General features: G+C 71.5%; 15 protein-coding genes and 2 pseudogenes. 9 read left to right on the top strand and 8 right to left on the bottom strand.

From position 1 onward, the window contains the following. The 3 genes and pseudogenes from ACRDSK_RS23520 to ACRDSK_RS23510 all read left to right on the top strand — a co-directional run. A pseudogene (locus tag ACRDSK_RS23520) lies at positions 1 to 593 on the top strand (hypothetical protein); the annotation flags it as partial. 20 nt (positions 594 to 613) lie between these two features. Beyond that, positions 614 to 2,014, top strand: a complete 1,401-nt coding sequence (locus ACRDSK_RS23515; protein ID WP_431443400.1) for a neutral zinc metallopeptidase — start codon at positions 614 to 616, stop codon at positions 2,012 to 2,014. Between the two features lie 126 nt (positions 2,015 to 2,140). Further along, complete coding sequence (locus ACRDSK_RS23510; RefSeq protein ID WP_431443399.1) at positions 2,141 to 3,568, top strand: neutral zinc metallopeptidase; 1,428 nt, start codon at positions 2,141 to 2,143, stop codon at positions 3,566 to 3,568. Positions 3,569 to 4,277: 709 nt separating this feature from the next. Here the strand turns inward: ACRDSK_RS23510 and ACRDSK_RS23505 are convergent. Together ACRDSK_RS23505 and ACRDSK_RS23500 are read right to left on the bottom strand one after the other, a co-directional pair. Continuing rightward, positions 4,278 to 5,198 carry a tetratricopeptide repeat protein gene (locus ACRDSK_RS23505; RefSeq protein WP_431443403.1) on the bottom strand — a complete coding sequence of 307 codons (921 nt, stop codon included), beginning with the start codon at positions 5,196 to 5,198 and terminating at the stop codon, positions 4,278 to 4,280. An 86-nt stretch (positions 5,199 to 5,284) separates the two neighbouring features. Then, positions 5,285 to 5,581: an MTH1187 family thiamine-binding protein gene (locus ACRDSK_RS23500; RefSeq protein ID WP_431443398.1), complete on the bottom strand. Its 297-nt coding sequence runs from the start codon at positions 5,579 to 5,581 to the stop codon at positions 5,285 to 5,287. Positions 5,582 to 5,651: 70 nt separating this feature from the next. Here ACRDSK_RS23500 and ACRDSK_RS23495 point away from each other — a divergent pair, with 70 nt between their 5' ends. Beyond that, positions 5,652 to 6,152, top strand: coding sequence for a MarR family winged helix-turn-helix transcriptional regulator (locus ACRDSK_RS23495; RefSeq protein WP_431443397.1), 501 nt, complete (start codon positions 5,652 to 5,654; stop codon positions 6,150 to 6,152). On the opposite strand, the gene ACRDSK_RS23490 is transcribed toward ACRDSK_RS23495, so the two are convergent. Further along, positions 6,149 to 6,727 (bottom strand): hypothetical protein, encoded by a 579-nt coding sequence (locus tag ACRDSK_RS23490; protein WP_431443396.1) that lies wholly within the window; start codon positions 6,725 to 6,727, stop codon positions 6,149 to 6,151. The two genes, ACRDSK_RS23495 and ACRDSK_RS23490, sit on opposite strands and share 4 nt — an antisense overlap. Before the next feature lie 175 nt (positions 6,728 to 6,902). Between ACRDSK_RS23490 and ACRDSK_RS23485 the strand changes: the two are divergent. Continuing rightward, positions 6,903 to 7,276 (top strand): annotated as a pseudogene (locus ACRDSK_RS23485) (helix-turn-helix domain-containing protein); the annotation flags it as partial. A gap of 22 nt (positions 7,277 to 7,298) precedes the next feature. Here ACRDSK_RS23485 and ACRDSK_RS23480 read toward each other — a convergent pair. After that, positions 7,299 to 8,342, bottom strand: coding sequence for an ABC transporter permease (locus ACRDSK_RS23480; protein ID WP_431443395.1), 1,044 nt, complete (start codon positions 8,340 to 8,342; stop codon positions 7,299 to 7,301). Next, positions 8,339 to 9,265: an ABC transporter ATP-binding protein gene (locus ACRDSK_RS23475; protein ID WP_431443394.1), complete on the bottom strand. Its 927-nt coding sequence runs from the start codon at positions 9,263 to 9,265 to the stop codon at positions 8,339 to 8,341. The genes ACRDSK_RS23480 and ACRDSK_RS23475 overlap by 4 nt, the downstream gene beginning before the upstream one ends. On the opposite strand from ACRDSK_RS23475, the gene ACRDSK_RS23470 reads away from it, so the two are divergent. Both ACRDSK_RS23470 and ACRDSK_RS23465 read left to right on the top strand, forming a co-directional pair. After that, complete coding sequence (locus ACRDSK_RS23470; protein ID WP_431443404.1) at positions 9,213 to 9,434, top strand: hypothetical protein; 222 nt, start codon at positions 9,213 to 9,215, stop codon at positions 9,432 to 9,434. The two genes, ACRDSK_RS23475 and ACRDSK_RS23470, sit on opposite strands and share 53 nt — an antisense overlap. Before the next feature lie 193 nt (positions 9,435 to 9,627). Next, positions 9,628 to 9,831 carry a hypothetical protein gene (locus tag ACRDSK_RS23465; RefSeq protein WP_431443393.1) on the top strand — a complete coding sequence of 68 codons (204 nt, stop codon included), beginning with the start codon at positions 9,628 to 9,630 and terminating at the stop codon, positions 9,829 to 9,831. A 105-nt stretch (positions 9,832 to 9,936) separates the two neighbouring features. On the opposite strand, the gene ACRDSK_RS23460 is transcribed toward ACRDSK_RS23465, so the two are convergent. Then, on the bottom strand, positions 9,937 to 11,340 hold the full coding sequence (locus ACRDSK_RS23460) for a glycoside hydrolase family 47 protein (RefSeq protein ID WP_431443392.1): 1,404 nt from the start codon (positions 11,338 to 11,340) through the stop codon (positions 9,937 to 9,939). A gap of 166 nt (positions 11,341 to 11,506) precedes the next feature. Here ACRDSK_RS23460 and ACRDSK_RS23455 point away from each other — a divergent pair, with 166 nt between their 5' ends. Both ACRDSK_RS23455 and ACRDSK_RS23450 read left to right on the top strand, forming a co-directional pair. Next, on the top strand, positions 11,507 to 12,484 hold the full coding sequence (locus ACRDSK_RS23455) for a LacI family DNA-binding transcriptional regulator (protein WP_431443402.1): 978 nt from the start codon (positions 11,507 to 11,509) through the stop codon (positions 12,482 to 12,484). A 50-nt stretch (positions 12,485 to 12,534) separates the two neighbouring features. After that, positions 12,535 to 13,563, top strand: coding sequence for a class I mannose-6-phosphate isomerase (locus tag ACRDSK_RS23450; protein ID WP_431443391.1), 1,029 nt, complete (start codon positions 12,535 to 12,537; stop codon positions 13,561 to 13,563). On the opposite strand, the gene ACRDSK_RS23445 is transcribed toward ACRDSK_RS23450, so the two are convergent. Further along, on the bottom strand, positions 13,547 to 14,566 hold the full coding sequence (locus ACRDSK_RS23445) for a hypothetical protein (RefSeq protein WP_431443390.1): 1,020 nt from the start codon (positions 14,564 to 14,566) through the stop codon (positions 13,547 to 13,549). The two genes, ACRDSK_RS23450 and ACRDSK_RS23445, sit on opposite strands and share 17 nt — an antisense overlap. A gap of 62 nt (positions 14,567 to 14,628) precedes the next feature. Next, the gene (gene meaB, locus ACRDSK_RS23440) at positions 14,629 to 15,573 is read right to left on the bottom strand and encodes a methylmalonyl Co-A mutase-associated GTPase MeaB (RefSeq protein WP_431443401.1); all 945 of its coding nucleotides are present in this window, start codon (positions 15,571 to 15,573) and stop codon (positions 14,629 to 14,631) included. Positions 15,574 to 15,652 lie beyond the last annotated feature (79 nt).

The raw sequence follows: 15,652 nt of genomic DNA, 5'->3' as shown, positions 1-15,652 counted from the left end.
CGCCGGCGCACCGCGCCCGCGGGCTCGGTCCGCTCGCCGACGGCCGGATCCGGGTGCTGCTGGGCATGATCGCGCTGGACACCTTCTCGTTCGGCTGCCTCGAGGTCACCGCGGTCGCCGCCGCGTCGGGGCAGGGCGGGGCCGGCGTGTTCACCAGCCTGCACGCGCTCGGCGGCGTGGTCAGCGGGATCGCCTACGGCGCACGCACCTGGCCCGGCGGCCGGCGGGCGCAGCTGGTCGTGCTGCACGCGGGCGCGGGACTCACGCTCGCCGGTGGGGCGTTCGCGCCGCCCGCCGGTGCCGGGCTGGTCGCGATCGGCGCCGTGTTCCTCGCGGCCGGGCTGCTCACCGGGCCGGTGGACACCGTGCAGCAGGTGCTCGTCGGCGAGGTCAGCGCGCCCGCGCAGCGGATCGAGGCGTTCGCGTGGGTGTTCAGCGTGATGTGGGTCGGCTTCGGCGTCGGCACCACGGTCGCGGGACGGCTCGTCGAGGTGGGCGGCACGACGTGGACGCTGCTGGCCGCCGCGCTCGCCCAGCTCGGAATCGTGCTGGTAGTAACCGGATTGCTCCGTCCGGCAACCCCGGCGGGCTGAGGCCAGGCACACTGGAGGTCGTGCGCACCCGCCTCGCCCGCGTGACCGTGGTCCCGTTGCTGCTCGCGGCCCTCGGCGCGACAGCGTGCACCACCTCCATCGCCGGCACCGCGACCAGCACCGGCTCGGTGATCACGCAGACCGACCCGGACGAGCCGGGCGGCGTCGACCCGTCGTTCGTGAAGAACACCGACGAGGGCCCGATCGACCGGCTGGCCGCGGCCGTGCTCACCGACGTGCGCGCGTACTGGACGGAGACGTTCCCCGACACGTTCGGCGGCGACTGGGAGGAGCTGCGGGGCGGCTACTACTCGGTGGACACCTCGAGCGACGACGCACCGGCGCCGCCGTGCGTGGACGAGCCGACCGAGGTCGAGGGCAACGCGTTCTACTGTCCGCCCGCCGACGTGATGGCCTGGGACCGGGCCGCGCTGCTGCCGGTGCTCAAGGAGCGCTTCGGCGAGGCCGCGGTGATGCTGGTGCTCGCGCACGAGATGGGCCACGCGGTGCAGCGCCGGGCCGGGCTGACCATCGAGAAGCAGCAGGCCGACCCCACGAAGTACCCCACGATCCTGATCGAGGCGCAGGCCGACTGCTACGCGGGGGCGTTCGTGCGCTGGGTCGTCGACGACAACGCCACGTACCTGAACGTGGGCGACGACCGGCTGGATCCGGCGCTGGAGGCGCTGATCACCTTCCGGGACCCGGTCGGCACCGAGCAGACCGACGAGGGCGCGCACGGCGACGCGTTCGACCGCGTGTCGGCGTTCCAGGACGGCTTCGACTCGGGCGCCAAGATGTGCAGCGAGATGAGCGTGGACAACCGGACCTTCACCCAGTCCGGCTTCATCAACGCGGCCGACGCCGAGCGGGGCGGCAACCTCTCCTTCGACGAGATGTTCGAGTCGATCACGCCGAACCTCAACGACTACTTCGGCACCCTGGTCACCGGGCGCGGCAAGCAGTGGAAGCAGCCGAAGCTCACCGCCACCGAGGACCAGCCGGCCTGCACGGACGCCGACCAGGGCCCGGTCGCGTTCTGCCCGGAGGCCACCCAGATCGACTACGACTCGGCCGACGAGCTGCCCCGGATCCACACGAAGATCGGCGACTACGCCACCGGCACGCTGCTCGCGAGCCGGTACGCGCTGGCCGCGCTCGTCGACCTGCAGAAGCCGACCGAGGGCACGGACAGCCAGCACAACACCGTCTGCCTGGCCGGCTCGTTCACCGGCTCGCTGCTCAGTCTCGAGGAGCAGTACCTCTCCCCCGGTGACATGGACGAGGCCATTCAGGTGCTGCTGGCCTACGACTACGCGGCGCGGGACATCGCCGGCAAGGGCATAGAGACGGGGTTCGAGCGGGTGCGCGCGTTCCGCGAGGGCGTGCTCGAGGGCGACAAGGCTTGCGGCCTGGACTGAAACCGAGCGGCCCGTCGGTACGTCGTACGCCTGTCGTGGCCTCCCAGTAGGGTGCGGCATGCGGTTCGAGTCGGGGTACCGGAGGGGTGTGCGATGAGGGGTGCTTGGCGGATCGGAGCGGCCTTGGTGGCCGTGACCGCCTCGGTGGTTTGGCTGGGTGGCTGTGCGGGCGAGCAGATCGAGGGCACGCCCCAGGCGATGGGGGACATCGACACCACGAACGCGGGTGGTCTCGAGGTCAGCGACGACGGGCCGAGCGGCCCGCGGGACGGTGGCGAGAACGCGACGCTGAACGTGGAGGGTTCGGACGGCGGCGAGATGGACCGCTTGGCCACCAACGCGATCGCGGACCTGTACGACTACTGGGGCGAGCAGCTGCCGGCCCACTTCGACCAGGAGTTCGAGAAGCTGGCGCGGCTGGTGTCGTACGACTCGGGCGGCGCCGGGGTGAACATCTGCGGGGCGAACACCGCCGGGCTGGTCAACGCGTTCTACTGCGGCGGCAACGGTGAGGACGCGATCGCGTGGGACCGCGGCGAGCTGCTGCCCATGTTGAACGAGATGTTCGGCCCGATGTCGGTCGTCGGCGTGCTGGCCCACGAGATGGGGCACGCGGTGCAGTTCCGGCTCGGCGCGAAGAGCAACATCGACCAGGCCACGCCCACGATCGTGCGCGAGCAGCAGGCCGACTGCTACATGGGCAACTACTTCAAGCACGTGGCCGAGGACAAGTCCAAGTACTTCCAGATCAACACCGGCAAGGGCCTCAACGACATCCTCGCCACGCTGTTCTTCATCCGCGACCCGGCCGGGTTGGACGCGAAGACCGAAGGTGCGCACGGTCTGGCGTTCGACCGGGTGTACGCGTTCCAGGAGGGCTTCTCCAACGACCCGCAGCGGTGCGCGGCGATGGACGTCGCGGAGATCGAGGGCCGGATCGCCGAGAAGGAGCGCGACGAGGCGGACGAGGCGGTCGGTGGCGACATCGACCCGATCGAGTACCTGGAGGAGCTCCAGGCGAGCCTCGACGACGCGTTCAAGGAGAACGGCGCGGACGCGCCGAAGATCGTCGACAACGGTTCGACGTGCGAGAGCGGCGAGGCCACGAGCCCGGTGACGTACTGCCCGGACGAGAACATCGTCGGCATCGACGCGGCGGCCGTGCAGGAGATCGCCGCCAAGCCGAACCCGAACGCCCCGCCGGGCAGCGAGGACAGTGGTGGGCTGGGCGACTTCGCCGCGTTCGCGGAGATCGCGTCCAGGTACGCGCTCGCGGTCCAGAAGTCGATCGGCGCGCCGCTGGACGACGAGAAGGCGGGCCTGCGCACCGCGTGCCTGACCGGCGCGTGGGGCCGCTTCACCGACGGCCAGGACGACAACCTGCGCCTGGCGGTGGGCGACCTGGACGAGGCGGTGGCCGAGCTGCTGCAGGAGGAGAGCCTCATCGCGGCAGACGTGAACGGCGACCAGGTGACCTCCGGCTTCGCCCGAGTGGAAGCCTTCCGCCGCGGCTTCATGGAGGGCTCGGCCCCGTGCACCGAGGACTTCGCCTAGCCACTCGGCTGTGACTTCGCGGCCCCCGGTCCCAGTGGGATCGGGGGCCGCGTCGTTCTGCCCGCCCCGGCTCCGCTCCTGGCGGCGGGTTGTCCACAGCCCTCAGCCAACGGCCCCGGTTTCGTCGGTGGCTCTCGTTACGCTGGAAAGCCCCCCGCGAGTCCGGAGTTGTCCACAGGTGCCGAGATCGAGCGGCCGAACTGTCAGTGGTGCTCGGTACGCTTGATCTCGGAGGCTGCCGACCACGCGCGGCGCCCCACAAATGCCTGCTCATGGCTCTGCTGGTGTGGCCGTCGAGCCAGCGCCAAACCCGGAGACTGTTCGCTCCGGGGCTGGCCGCCGTCAGGCCAGAAGCGATCCGGCCGAGCACAGTCAACGGCGACGAGTTGGCCGCCTGCGGCCGGAACCTGCTCGCCGGGCGACGGGCCGGCCGCTGCGACCAGGCGCTGCTCGCGTCGAATTTCAGCTGGCGGCCGAGTTGTCCGCCAACCTCGGGCGATGGCGGCCAACCGGTCGTCGCGACCGGGCCTCGCTCACCAAACGCGGTGTGGCGGTCAGCCGACCTCAACCGAGGCTGCTCGCCGGACGCGCCGGCGACTCGTCGCAGCCGGAGCCTGCTCGACGACTTCTCGGCGATCGGTAGGAGTCAGGGCGCGACGCCAGACAGGGAAGGCCGGGCCTCCTGGGCTCGGCCCCTCCAACGTCCAGGTCAGTAAAGAGCGCTCGCCAGGTCTCGGCGGGCCTTGGCGACGCTCGGGTCCTCCGGTGGGAACAGGCCGAACAGCTCCACCAGGTGCGTGCGCGCCCGGTCGCGGTCCGGGCCCGTCGTGCGGCGGATCACCGACAGCAGGCGCGCGAAGGCCTGCTCCACCCGCTGGTCCGCGAGCTCCACGTCCGCGGCCGAGAGTTGGGCGTCGATGTCCTCCGGGGACGTGTCCGCGCGCACGACCACGGACGGGTCGGCCGAATCCGCGCGGGCGAGGAACCGGACCTGCGCCAGCGCCGCCTTCGCCTGTTCGTTCGCCGGCTCGGCGTCGAGGATCTTCTGGTACGCGGCCTCCGCCTTCGCGTAGTCGCCCTGCTCGAACGCCGTCTCCGCCTCGGTGAAGCGGTCGTCCTCGGGCTCGGGCTCCGGCTCGGCGACCGGCGCGCCGGCCTCCGCCGCCCGGATCCCCGGCAGCCGGTCGCGCTGGGCGTCCAGCAGCGCCGCGATCCACTGCTTGACCTGCGGCTCGGGCTGCGCGCCCGCGAACGCCTCGACCGGCTGGCCGCCGGCGATCGCGACGACCGTCGGGATCGACTGGACGCCGAACAGCTGGGCGACGCGCGGGTTCGCGTCGACGTCGACCTTCGCGAGGATCCACGCGCCGTTGGCCGCCATGGCCAACCGCTCGAGCATCGGGGAGAGCTGCTTGCACGGGCCGCACCACTCGGCCCACAGGTCCACGATCACCGGAACCTGCAGCGACCGCTCGACGACCTCCGCCTGGAAGGTGTCCTCGGTGACCTCGATGACGAACCCGTCGGCCTGCGGCGGCACGGGCGAGCCGGCGCCCTGGGCCACGGACGTGGCTTCCGCCCGGGCCTTGAGCCCGGAAAGATCGACAGCTCCCGACAGCGCGGCCGACAGAGCTGCGGTTTGACGTGGGTCTGGCCTACTCACGGTCCTATCCTGGCACGACACCCGGATCGCCCGTCGGGGCGACCACCATTCGGTCAGTCGGCCAGGTGTCGCTCCACCCGCTCGACCTTCTCCACCAGCTGGTTGGCGTACCCCGGCCGGATGTCCGCCTTCAACACGAGGCTGACCCGCGGGGCACTCTCCTGCACGACGTCGACTGCCCGCTTGACCACGGCCATCACCTCGTCCCACTCCCCTTCGACCGTGGTGAACATGCTGGTCGTCTCCGACGGCAGCCCCGACTCGCGCACCACGCGCACCGCCTCCGCGACGGCCTTGCCCACGCTGTCCGACTCGCCCCCGGCGGGCGCGACACTGAACGCGACTAGCACGGCTGCTCCTCTCCCGAGTGGAACTGTGCCTGGGCACCCTTTCGGGTACCGACTGGTAACTTCAACCGCCATGAGCCGAGTGCTGCCGTTCGACCCCATCGCCCGCGCGGCCGAGCTGTGGTCGGAGCGAGTGGGGCCCTCGGGCACGATGGCCGCGGTCACCAGCATCATGCGCGTCCAACAGGTGCTGCAGTCCGCGGTGGACGGTGCGCTACGGCCGCACGGACTCACCTTCGCCCGCTACGAGGCGCTCGTGCTACTCACCTTCTCCAAGCGCGGCAGCCTGCCCATGCGCGTGATGGGCGAGCGCCTGCAGCTGCACCCGACGAGCGTGACCAACATCGTCGACCGGCTCGAGGCGGACGGGCTCGTCAAGCGACTGCCGCACCCGACCGACCGGCGCACGACACTCGCGGAGATCACCGAGGCCGGCCGCCAGCGCCGCGAGGAGGCCACCGCCGCGGTCACCGAGATCGACTTCGGCCTGCGCGGGCTGACCGAGCGGCAGACCGGCCAGCTCACCGAGCTGCTGGCCAAGGTCCGCAAGGCGGTCGGCGACTTCGAGGACTAGCCCCGTGATGACGACGCGGACCTCTCCCACCCGATGCCGCGCACGACCTCGGCGGCAAGCTCACCGACCGGCAAGGCGGTGGCATCCAGGACGAGCGGCGCTGCGTCGACCTCCAGTCGGGCGAACGCGGTGGCCTGGTCGACACCGTCCAGGACGACCGCCCTCAGCAGCCCGTGCCGGTGCAGTCCCCTGAACTCGTGCGGCGCCCACCTGCCGGTCAGGAACGACTCGTTGACCACGGCCACCCCCACCTGGGATCGGCGGATGGCGGAGTGCAGGAAGCGGTAGAGGATGAACCGCGACTCGTCGGGATCCTCCTTCGGCACGTCGAACCAGACGCGCACGTCCAACAGCCGGAGCTCGGCGACCAGCGGCACCGCGACACGCAGGTCGCGGAACGAGCGCGAGACGAACACGTCGAACTCGAACGAGCCCGGAGAGTCCTCCCGGTAGGCGACCTCGTCGTCCAGGTGGTCGGCGAAGAACTCGTCGGCCAGGGAGAACCCGATCTCACCCGCTTGGTCGCCGAGCCCCTGGTCGATCAGCCACATCAGGTACTCCTTCGTCGCGCTCACCGCGTCGCCCCCGTGACTCCACCGCCATCGGGCCCAGGCGGTCGGTTATGGAGCACGTCGCCGGTGATCTCCCGTTCGTGTCGGGCGGCGCGCGAAACCTTTGGGCTAAGGGACGTCTCTCGTAAATTGTGGGGTCGGTCGTCCGGGCCGGGTCCCGGCAGTTGATCATGTGAGTGTGCAGGTCATCTCGGCGTCGCGGTCGGAGTGGATCGTCCCGTTCACCGGGTTGCAGCCCGGCCAGTTCCGCAAGCTGGTGGCCACGGCGGCAGCTCGGGGCGGTGAGGCGATCGCTGATGGGCGTCCGGGCCGGCGGTGGAGTCTGCCGTGGCCGGGCCGGGTGTTGCTGGTGGCGACGTACTGGCGGACCAACCTGACGATGCGCCAGATCGGGCCGTTGTTCGGGTGTCGCACTCCGCGGCGCACCGGGTGACCGACACCCTCGGACCGTTGCTGGCGCTGGCGCCGGTGCGCAAGCGGCGGGTCGACTAGGTGACGATCGTGGACGGCACCCTCATCCCGACCCGAGATCTCCGGTTGGCCGCGCCGAGCTAGGTCAATTACGGGACGCCCCTTAGTCCTCCCACTGGAAGACCTTCGCCGCGATCGCGCCGACCGCGAGCACGAACGCGGCCAACACCAGGCACGGCATGACGAGCGCGCTCGGGCCCTGGCCGCGCACCAGGAAGTCCATGATCCCGTCGTTCATGTGCCGCAGCGGGAACACCAGCGAGATCGACTGCATCCACGGCGGCATCTGGTCGACCGGGAAGAACGTGCCGGACAGGAACGCCATCGGCAGCACCACGATGTTCGCCGCGCCGGTGGCCGCCTCCTCGGTCTTGCAGAACGCGCCGACCAGCATGCCGATCGCGAAGAACGCCAGGATGCCCAGCAGGAACACCGGGATCGCGAGCGCCCACGTGCCGGTCAGCTGCAGGCCGAACAACGGCAGCGCGCCGATCCCGAGGAAGATCACCGCCTGCACGATCGCGACGCCGATCGTCACCACCACGCGCGAGGTGAGCACTGTGGACGCGTGCACCGGCGCGAGCCGGATCCGGCGCAGCACCTGCTTCTTGCGCCAGCTCACCAACGTCAGCGCGGCGCCGAACACCGCGGTGACCGCGACGCCCCAGGACATGATGCCCGGCGTGATGTACTGGATCGGCTTGAGCGAGGAGTCCTCGACGTTCGAGCCGTCCACCCGGAACCGCGGCGCCTGTTGGGTGGCCTCCTGGTTCAGCTGGCTGACCACGCCCTGGACGATCCCGCTGATCGTGCCCGCCTGCGTCTGGTCGCTCTGCGCGAACCGGTAGGTGATCTCGTCGCCGTCCTCGGCGACCACGGCGGGCAGGTCACCCTCGCGGACCTTCGCCACGGCATCGGAGAGCGAGTCGTGGCGCTCGATCTCGAACGCGCCGGTCCGCTCCAGCCCTTCGATCACCGGCCCCTTGCCGACGACGCCGAGGTCGATCTTCTCCGCGCCCGCGTCACGGAACAGCAGGCCGAACACGACGAGGAACATCAGCGGGAAGACGAACGTGAAGAACAGCGTCGCCTTGTCCCGGTAGAAGCCCTTGAGCATGGCGAGCGCGAGGCTCCTGAACGCGGTCACGCCCGGTACTCCCGTCCGGTCAGGTCGAGGAAGACGTCCTCGAGGGTGGCGGTGCGCACCTGCAGCCCGGCGAGCGCGTCCCGGTCCGACAGCGCCGAGAGCACCTCGGCGGGCCGGCGGGTGGAGATCGTCAGCGACTGCTCGTCCTCGGTGATGTCGTTGCCGCCGGGCAGCGCGCCGGCGTCCGATGCGGACAGTGAGCCGCGCTCGAGGATCACCCGGGTCGGCGCGTCCAGCCCGCGGACCAACGCGGCGGGCCGGTCCATGGCGAGGATCCGACCCTCGTCCATGATCGCGACGCGGTCGCAGAGGATCTCCGCCTCGTCCAGGTAGTGCGTCGTGTACATGATCGTCTTGCCGCGGTCCTGGATGGCGCGCAGGACGTCCCAGAGGTTGCGCCGGGCCTGCGGATCGAGCGCGGCGGTCGGCTCGTCGAGGAACACCACGTCCGGGTCATGCACCAGCGCGCAGGCGATCGAGAGCCGCTGACGCTGGCCGCCGGAGAGCTTGTCCTCGCGGGTGTCTGCCTTGTCCGTGAGGCCGACGAGGTCGAGCATCTCGCCGGCCTGCGTAGCGCCGACGCCGTACAGCGAGGCGAAGGTCTCCAGCTGCTCGCGCGCGGTGAGCTTCTCGAAGAACGACGACGCCTGCAGCTGCACGCCGATGCGCGGCAGCAGCGCGACGCGTCGCGGCCACGGCGACTCGCCCAGCAGCCGGACGGTGCCCGAGTCGGGCTCCCGCAGCCCTTCGATGATCTCGAGGAGCGTCGTCTTACCCGCCCCGTTCGGCCCGAGGATGCCGAAGAACTCCCCCTCCGCGACGGACAGCGAGACGCCGTCCACCGCGTGCAGATCCTCATACGCCTTGCGGATGTCCTCAACCACCACCGCGGCGTTTCCTGTATCGCCCACGGGCGAGAACATAGCCGAGCGTCACCCGAACGAGGCCGATGCCGGCCGCGATTCGCGACCAAGGGAGCCCGAGATCTATCCGAAAGTCGAACCGTACGCCCACGGCATGCTCGACGTCGGCGGCGGCAACCACGTCTACTGGGAACAGTGCGGCAACCCCGACGGCAAGCCGGCCACCTGATCGCCGGCCCGGAGCTGCTCCGGACGCACCTCGGCATCGAACGCCGGCTCGTCTTCGACGAGTCTCATTCAAAACACTCCTGACCGGCGGGCTCGGGCCGCTCTTCCCCGAGGCGTGGGCCCGGTTCCGCGACGGGGCGGGCGAGGCCGGCCTCGTCGCCGGCTACGCCCGCCTGCTCGACTCACCGTCCGAAGTGGAGCGTGCGGCCGCGGCCCGGGACTGGTGCGCCTGGGAGGACGCGATCACGCCGACCACGGGGCCGAGCCCGCGCTTCGCGGAACCCGCGTTCCGGTTGGCGTTCGCCCGGATCGTCGCGCACTACTGGAGCCAGGGCCACTTCCTTGGTCCGGACGGCGCGCTGCTCGCCGCGACCGGCCGGTTCGGCGAAATCGCGTGAACCGGACCGCGTCCGCGCACGTCATAAGCGGTGAAGGCTCCCGCGCTGGACGAAGGGACCGGGGCACGCAGCCAGCGTGCATCCGGTCCCGACCCCTTTCTCGGCCTACCGCCGAGCGCCCTTCAGCAGGTTGCCCTCCGTCGACAGGTAGTGGTTCCGATAGTCGAACCGCTTTGCGGTGCCGAACATCAGGTAGTAGTACTTCAGCTGCTCGGACCACCAGTAGCCCGGGCAGAAGTCCCCGCGTACCACCGGGTTCGTCGTCACGTCGGTGAGGATCGTGTAGCCGAAGCGGACCTTCGAGGTGCGCTTCATCAGGTCGTAGTGCTTCTTCGCGCGCCGCTGGTACAGCTCGTCGCGCGTCGCCAGCCACAGGTTGAAAGCCGCGTCGGCGAACTCGGGGCGCAGCTGGTTGCCCTCGCTGGTCGCGGCGAGCGTGGTGTAGTCGATCCCCTCGGGCAGCACGCCGTAGCGGTCCTGCACGGCGTTCCACGAGTCGTGGTAGCGCCGGCCCTCGCGCACGCGGCCGCTCTCCGCGAGCAGGCCGGCGAAGAACGAGCCGAGCTCGCTCTGCTCCCGGCTCACGATCTCCCCGGTGAACGCGTCCACCTGCGCGAACCACAGCCGCCCGTCGACCACTTCGGACTGGTGGGCGAGGATGCCGCCCACCAGCGTGTCGTACCACGACTTCAGGTCCCGGTCGCCGAGCAGCCGCCAGCCGTCCCACAGGTACTCGTAGTACGAGTCCGCCGGCGGGCCGACTGTCGCGGTCGTGTTCAGCCACTCACCGGTCTCCGCGTGCACGGCGAACGGGAGAAGGTCCAGCGGGCTGCGGTTGTCGAACGTCACCTCGAAGGCGCGCTTGGCCGCGTCGACGTAGCGCCGGTCGCCGGTCCACTTCGACAGCGCGCCGAACTCGGTGATGTAGGTCCCGGTCTCGGCGAGGTTGGTCTCCGGCCGGCTCACCGCGCCGGTCAGCAGGTTCACGAACCGGTACGGCACCCCGCTCGGCGACTTGCTGAACGCGGGCAGCAGCCGGTCGCCGAGGTCGGCGGCCAGCTCCAGCAGCCGGGTGTCGCGCGTGCAGTGGTAGCCCGACAGCAGCCCGCCGAGCATCCGGATGTTGGTCTCGAACACCTGGAACGGCGCGTCGATCTCGAACCGCAGGTTCCGCCGCACCCAGTCGAGGCCCTGTTCGAGCTCGCTGTCCAGCTCCATCAGCCACAGCGTGTCCAGCGCCTCCACGATCGTCAGGCCGACCGGATGGCCGGGCGCGAAGAACTCCTCGAAGCCGCCGCTCACAGGCTTGATCTGGTCGTGCCCGAACGCCTTGGCCACGTAGTTGCGCCAGGCCCAGCGGGTCTCCCGCCGCACGTCGTCAACGACGGAGCGCCACGACGGGGCGGGCGCGGCTAACGCGTCCGGAGCGCTGATCACCCCCGTCGCGCCGAGCCCGGCGGCCGTGCCGAGCAGTCCGAGGAACCTTCTGCGGTGCAGGGGTGTACGCATCCGGCGCTCCTGACAACCTTGTCGGGGCTTGCTTGCGGTCTAGACCACCATGCGAAGATTTCCTTGACACGTCAAGACGTTGACATTCGTGCGCACGGCATAGTCGAATCGGTGGATCATGACAACGTTGTCCGACCCGCGCGGCCGCCGGGTGCGCCGGGCCACGATAAGCGACGTGGCGCGGCTGGCCGGGGTGAGCATCAAGACCGTGTCGCGGGTGGTCAACGACGAGCCGGGAGTCCACCCGGACACCGCCGAGCGCGTACTGGCGGCGATCGCACGGCTGGGCTTCCGGCGCAACATCGGCGCGCTGAACCTGCGCCGCGGATCCTCGACGGGCACGATCGGGCTCGTCCTCGAAGACGTGGCCAACCCCTTCTACTCCGGGCTGACCCGTGCCGCGGAGGAGGTGGCCCGGCGGTTCGGCCGCCAGGTGCTGACCGGGTCGTCTGACGAGGACCCGGACCGGGAGCGCGAGCTGTCGCTGGAGTTCTGCGCGCGGCGGGTGGACGGGCTGATCGTGGTTCCCGCCGGCCAGCAGCACGCGCACCTGATGCCGGAGATCGCCTCGGGCACGCCGGTCGTGTTCGTCGACCGGCCACCCGGCGACGTCGTGGTGGACACCGTGCTGGTGGACAACGTGGCGGGCGCGGCCGGGGCGGTCGCACACCTGGCCCGGCACGGCCACCGGCGGATCGCGTTCCTCGGCGACGCGCCGGCGATCTTCACCGCGGCCGAGCGGCTGCGCGGGTTCCGCGAGGGCCTGGCCACCGCCGGTCTGCACCACGACGAGCGCCTGGTCGCGATGGGCCCGCACACCACGTCCGGGGTGGCCGACGCGCTGCGCGGGATGCTGGCCGGACCGGCCCCCGCCACAGCGCTGATCACCGGGAACAACCGGATCACCGTGGCCGCCCTGCGCGCGCTCGCCGGTGCCCGCGCCCGCCCGGCCCTGGTCGGGTTCGACGACTTCGAGCTCGCCGACCTGCTCGACCCGCCGGTGAGCGTGGTCGCGTCCGACCCCGGCGTGCTGGGCCGGGCCGCGGCCGAGCTGCTGTTCGCCCGGCTGGACGGCGACGACTCGCCGCCGCGCCGTATCGTGCTCCCGGTCCGGCTTGTCCCACGTGGTTCTGGTGAGGTGTGAGCGGAGCGAACCATGAACACAGGCCCGTGAGGAGAGTGACGGGGCGAACGATGAGCACAGACGCCGAGGGACTGCGGCCGGTCCGATTGCCGGCCAACCAGCCCGAGCGGTTCTACCGGGGCGGCGCGGCCATCGCGGAGCTGCGCGGGACGCCCGAGCGCGAGTTCGGTCCGGAGGACTGGGTGGCGTCGTGCACCACGTTGCACGGCTCGCCCGACCTCGGGCTCTCCGTCCTGCCCGACGGCCGGGTGCTGCGGGACGCGGTCGCCGAGCACGCGGACAACTGGCTCGGCGCCTCTCACCTGGCGCGGTTCGGTGCCGACCCGGCCCTGCTGGTGAAGCTGCTCGACGCGGGCCAGCGGCTGCCCGTGCACTGCCACCCGTCCGATGAGTTCGCCGCGGCGCACTTCGGTTCGCGGTACGGGAAGACCGAGGCCTGGATCGTGGTCGGCGCGGCCGGCCCGGAGTCGACCGTCCACATCGGGTTCGCCGACGAGGTGTCCGCCGGCACGGTCTCGGACTGGGTGGCCCGCCAGGACTCCAAGGCGATGCTGGGTGCGCTGAACCAGGTGAGCGTGCGCCCGGGTGACACGGTGTTCGTGCCCGCCGGGGTGCCGCACGCGATCGGCGCGGGCGTGTTCATCGTGGAGCTGCAGCAGCCGACCGACCTGTCGGTCACCCTGGAGTGGCAGGGCTTCCTCGACGCGGAGGCCGGCGGACATCTGGGCATCGGGTTCGAGACCGCGCTGGGTTGTGTGGACCGGTCCGGCTGGGGCGGGGACCGGCTCGACTCGCTGGTGCGCCACCAGGACGACACGGGCGCGCCCGTGCGGGACCTGTTCGGGTCTCCGGCACGGGGCTTCTTCCGCGCGGAGCGGGTGCGTGGCGGGGCGGAGCTGGCGGCGTCGTTCAGTGTGCTGGTGGCCTTGTCGGGCACCGGGGTGCTGCACACCGAGCACGCGGGCGAGGTGCCGGTGACGCGCGGGGAGACCTTCGTGATCCCCCACGCGGCCGGCGCGGCGACGGTGGCCGGCGACCTCGTCGCCGTGCGGTGCCTGCCGCCTAGCTCAAACCCATGAACCCCTCGGTCTGCTGGACCCCGCGGAACAGCTGCGGCGCGAAGCGGCCCATCGCCTCGGTGATCATCGGGATGAACTTGACGTTGCTGCCGAGCGGCATCCGGTAGCCGCCCCGGACACCCTGGCGCTCCCACAGGTGCGCGAGCTCCGGATGCCGGCCGGGGAACGACGGGTCGGCCGGGTACAGGTCCAGCCGCACGTGCGCGCGCTCGCCGACGACCTTGTCGGTGATGGCGCCGGAGACCTTGGCGTTGAGGCTGTGGTCGACCTCCATCGGGGTGTGCTTGGAGACCGACACCGCGGCGAGCTCGGACCAGGGCACGGCCCACGGCGCGCCGCGCGGGTCGTCCCAACGGATGCCGGCCGGCTCGAAGACCAGCTTGCGCGGCCGGAACACCTTGTCCCGCTTGACGATGACCAAGATGGTGGGCAGCAGGAACAGCAGGCCGATCACGATGCCGAGGATCTGCGCGCCGGCGCCGCCGTCGACCGCGCCCGCCAGGCTGGAGACGATCGCGATGAGCCCGACCACACCGGCCACCACCGCGCCGATGGCCGCCTTCTTGCCGTCGGTGCTCCCGACGTCGATGACGAGCGCGCCGGGCCCGTAGCCGGGCACCATCCCGTGCGCCATCCCCGGTGCCATGCCCGGCCCCATCCCCGGTGCATACCCCGGGGCCATGCCCGGTGGCATCGGGCCGGCCCCCATCGGACCGGACGGCGGGCCGGCGGGTGGCATCTGCCGGGTGCCGGTCGGGCCCGGCGGCATGCCCGGCGCGCTCGGGCCGGGTGCCGGATAGCCGTTCGGCGCCGGATAGCCACTCGGCTGCGGATAGCCCGCCGGCGGGCCCTGCTGCGGATTGCCGGGCGGCGGGTAGCCCTGCTGCGGATATCCCTGCTGGGGGTAGCCCTGCTGCGGATAGCCCTGCGGCGGCCCGGTCGGCGGAACGGGTGGTCCCCCGTACGGCGGCTGGAAGTGTGGTCCCCCTGGCGGCATCGTCACGCGGCCGATGGTAACCGCGGACGGGCTCGACGTGCGGTGACTTGGCTCAGACTCGGCTCAGCTCACCCGGTCAACTGGTCGGCCGCCGCGTACGGGTCCAGCTCCCCCGCCGCCACCCGCCGCGCCACCCGGCCGAGCGCCTCGTGGCCCACGCCGAGCCGGGAGCGCAGCGCGGCCACCGCGATCGCCTCGATCTCCCGCTCCGCCCGGCGAGTGCGGCGGACCTCCAGCTCGCCGTGGGCGACCAGCCACTCGCGGTGCTGGTCGAGCGCGGCGGTCAGGTCCTCGACACCCTCCCCCGCCGACGCGACGGTCCGCACGATCGGCTGGCGCCAGGACGGCCCGAGCTCGCGGCGGCCCAGCGAGATCATGTGCTTCAGGTCGCGCACGGTCTGCTCGGCGCCGTCGCGGTCCGCCTTGTTCACCACGAACACGTCCGCCACCTCGAGGATGCCGGCCTTGGCCGCCTGGACGCCGTCGCCCATGCCCGGCGCAAGCAGCACCACCGTCGTGTCGGCCAGCGCCACGATGTCCACTTCGGACTGTCCGACCCCGACGGTCTCGATCAGGACCACGTCGCAGCCGGCGGCGTCCAGCACCCGCAACGCCTGCGGGGTCGCCGCGGCCAGGCCACCGAGCTGGCCCCGGGTGGCCATCGAGCGGATGAACACGTCCGGGTCGGTGGCGTGGTCGTGCATCCGGATGCGGTCACCGAGCAGCGCGCCGCCGGAGAACGGCGACGACGGGTCGATCGCGAGCACGCCGACGCGCAGCCCCTGCCCGCGGAACGCGGTCACCAGCATCGAGGTGGTCGTCGACTTGCCGACGCCGGGCGGGCCGGTGAGGCCGAGCACCCGCGCGTTGCCGGCCAGCGGGTTGAGCGCCGCGGCGACCTCGCGCAGGTGCGAGCTCTCGTCCTCGACCAGCGAGATCAGCCTGGCGACCGCACGGGCCTGCCCCTCACGCGCCCGCCCGACGAGGCCCGATACGTCCACGGCACCGTCCACACCGGACAGACTAGACGCGCAGCAGCAGCGCGTCGCCCTGCCCGCCGCCACCGCACAGCGCCGCCGCGCCGAGCCCGCC

The organism is Actinophytocola sp., from assembly GCF_050699915.1.
Classification (GTDB): Bacteria; Actinomycetota; Actinomycetes; order Mycobacteriales; family Pseudonocardiaceae; genus Actinophytocola.
The sequence above is the reverse complement of the archived record's forward strand: the minus strand, read 5'-3'. Positions and strand labels throughout refer to the sequence as shown.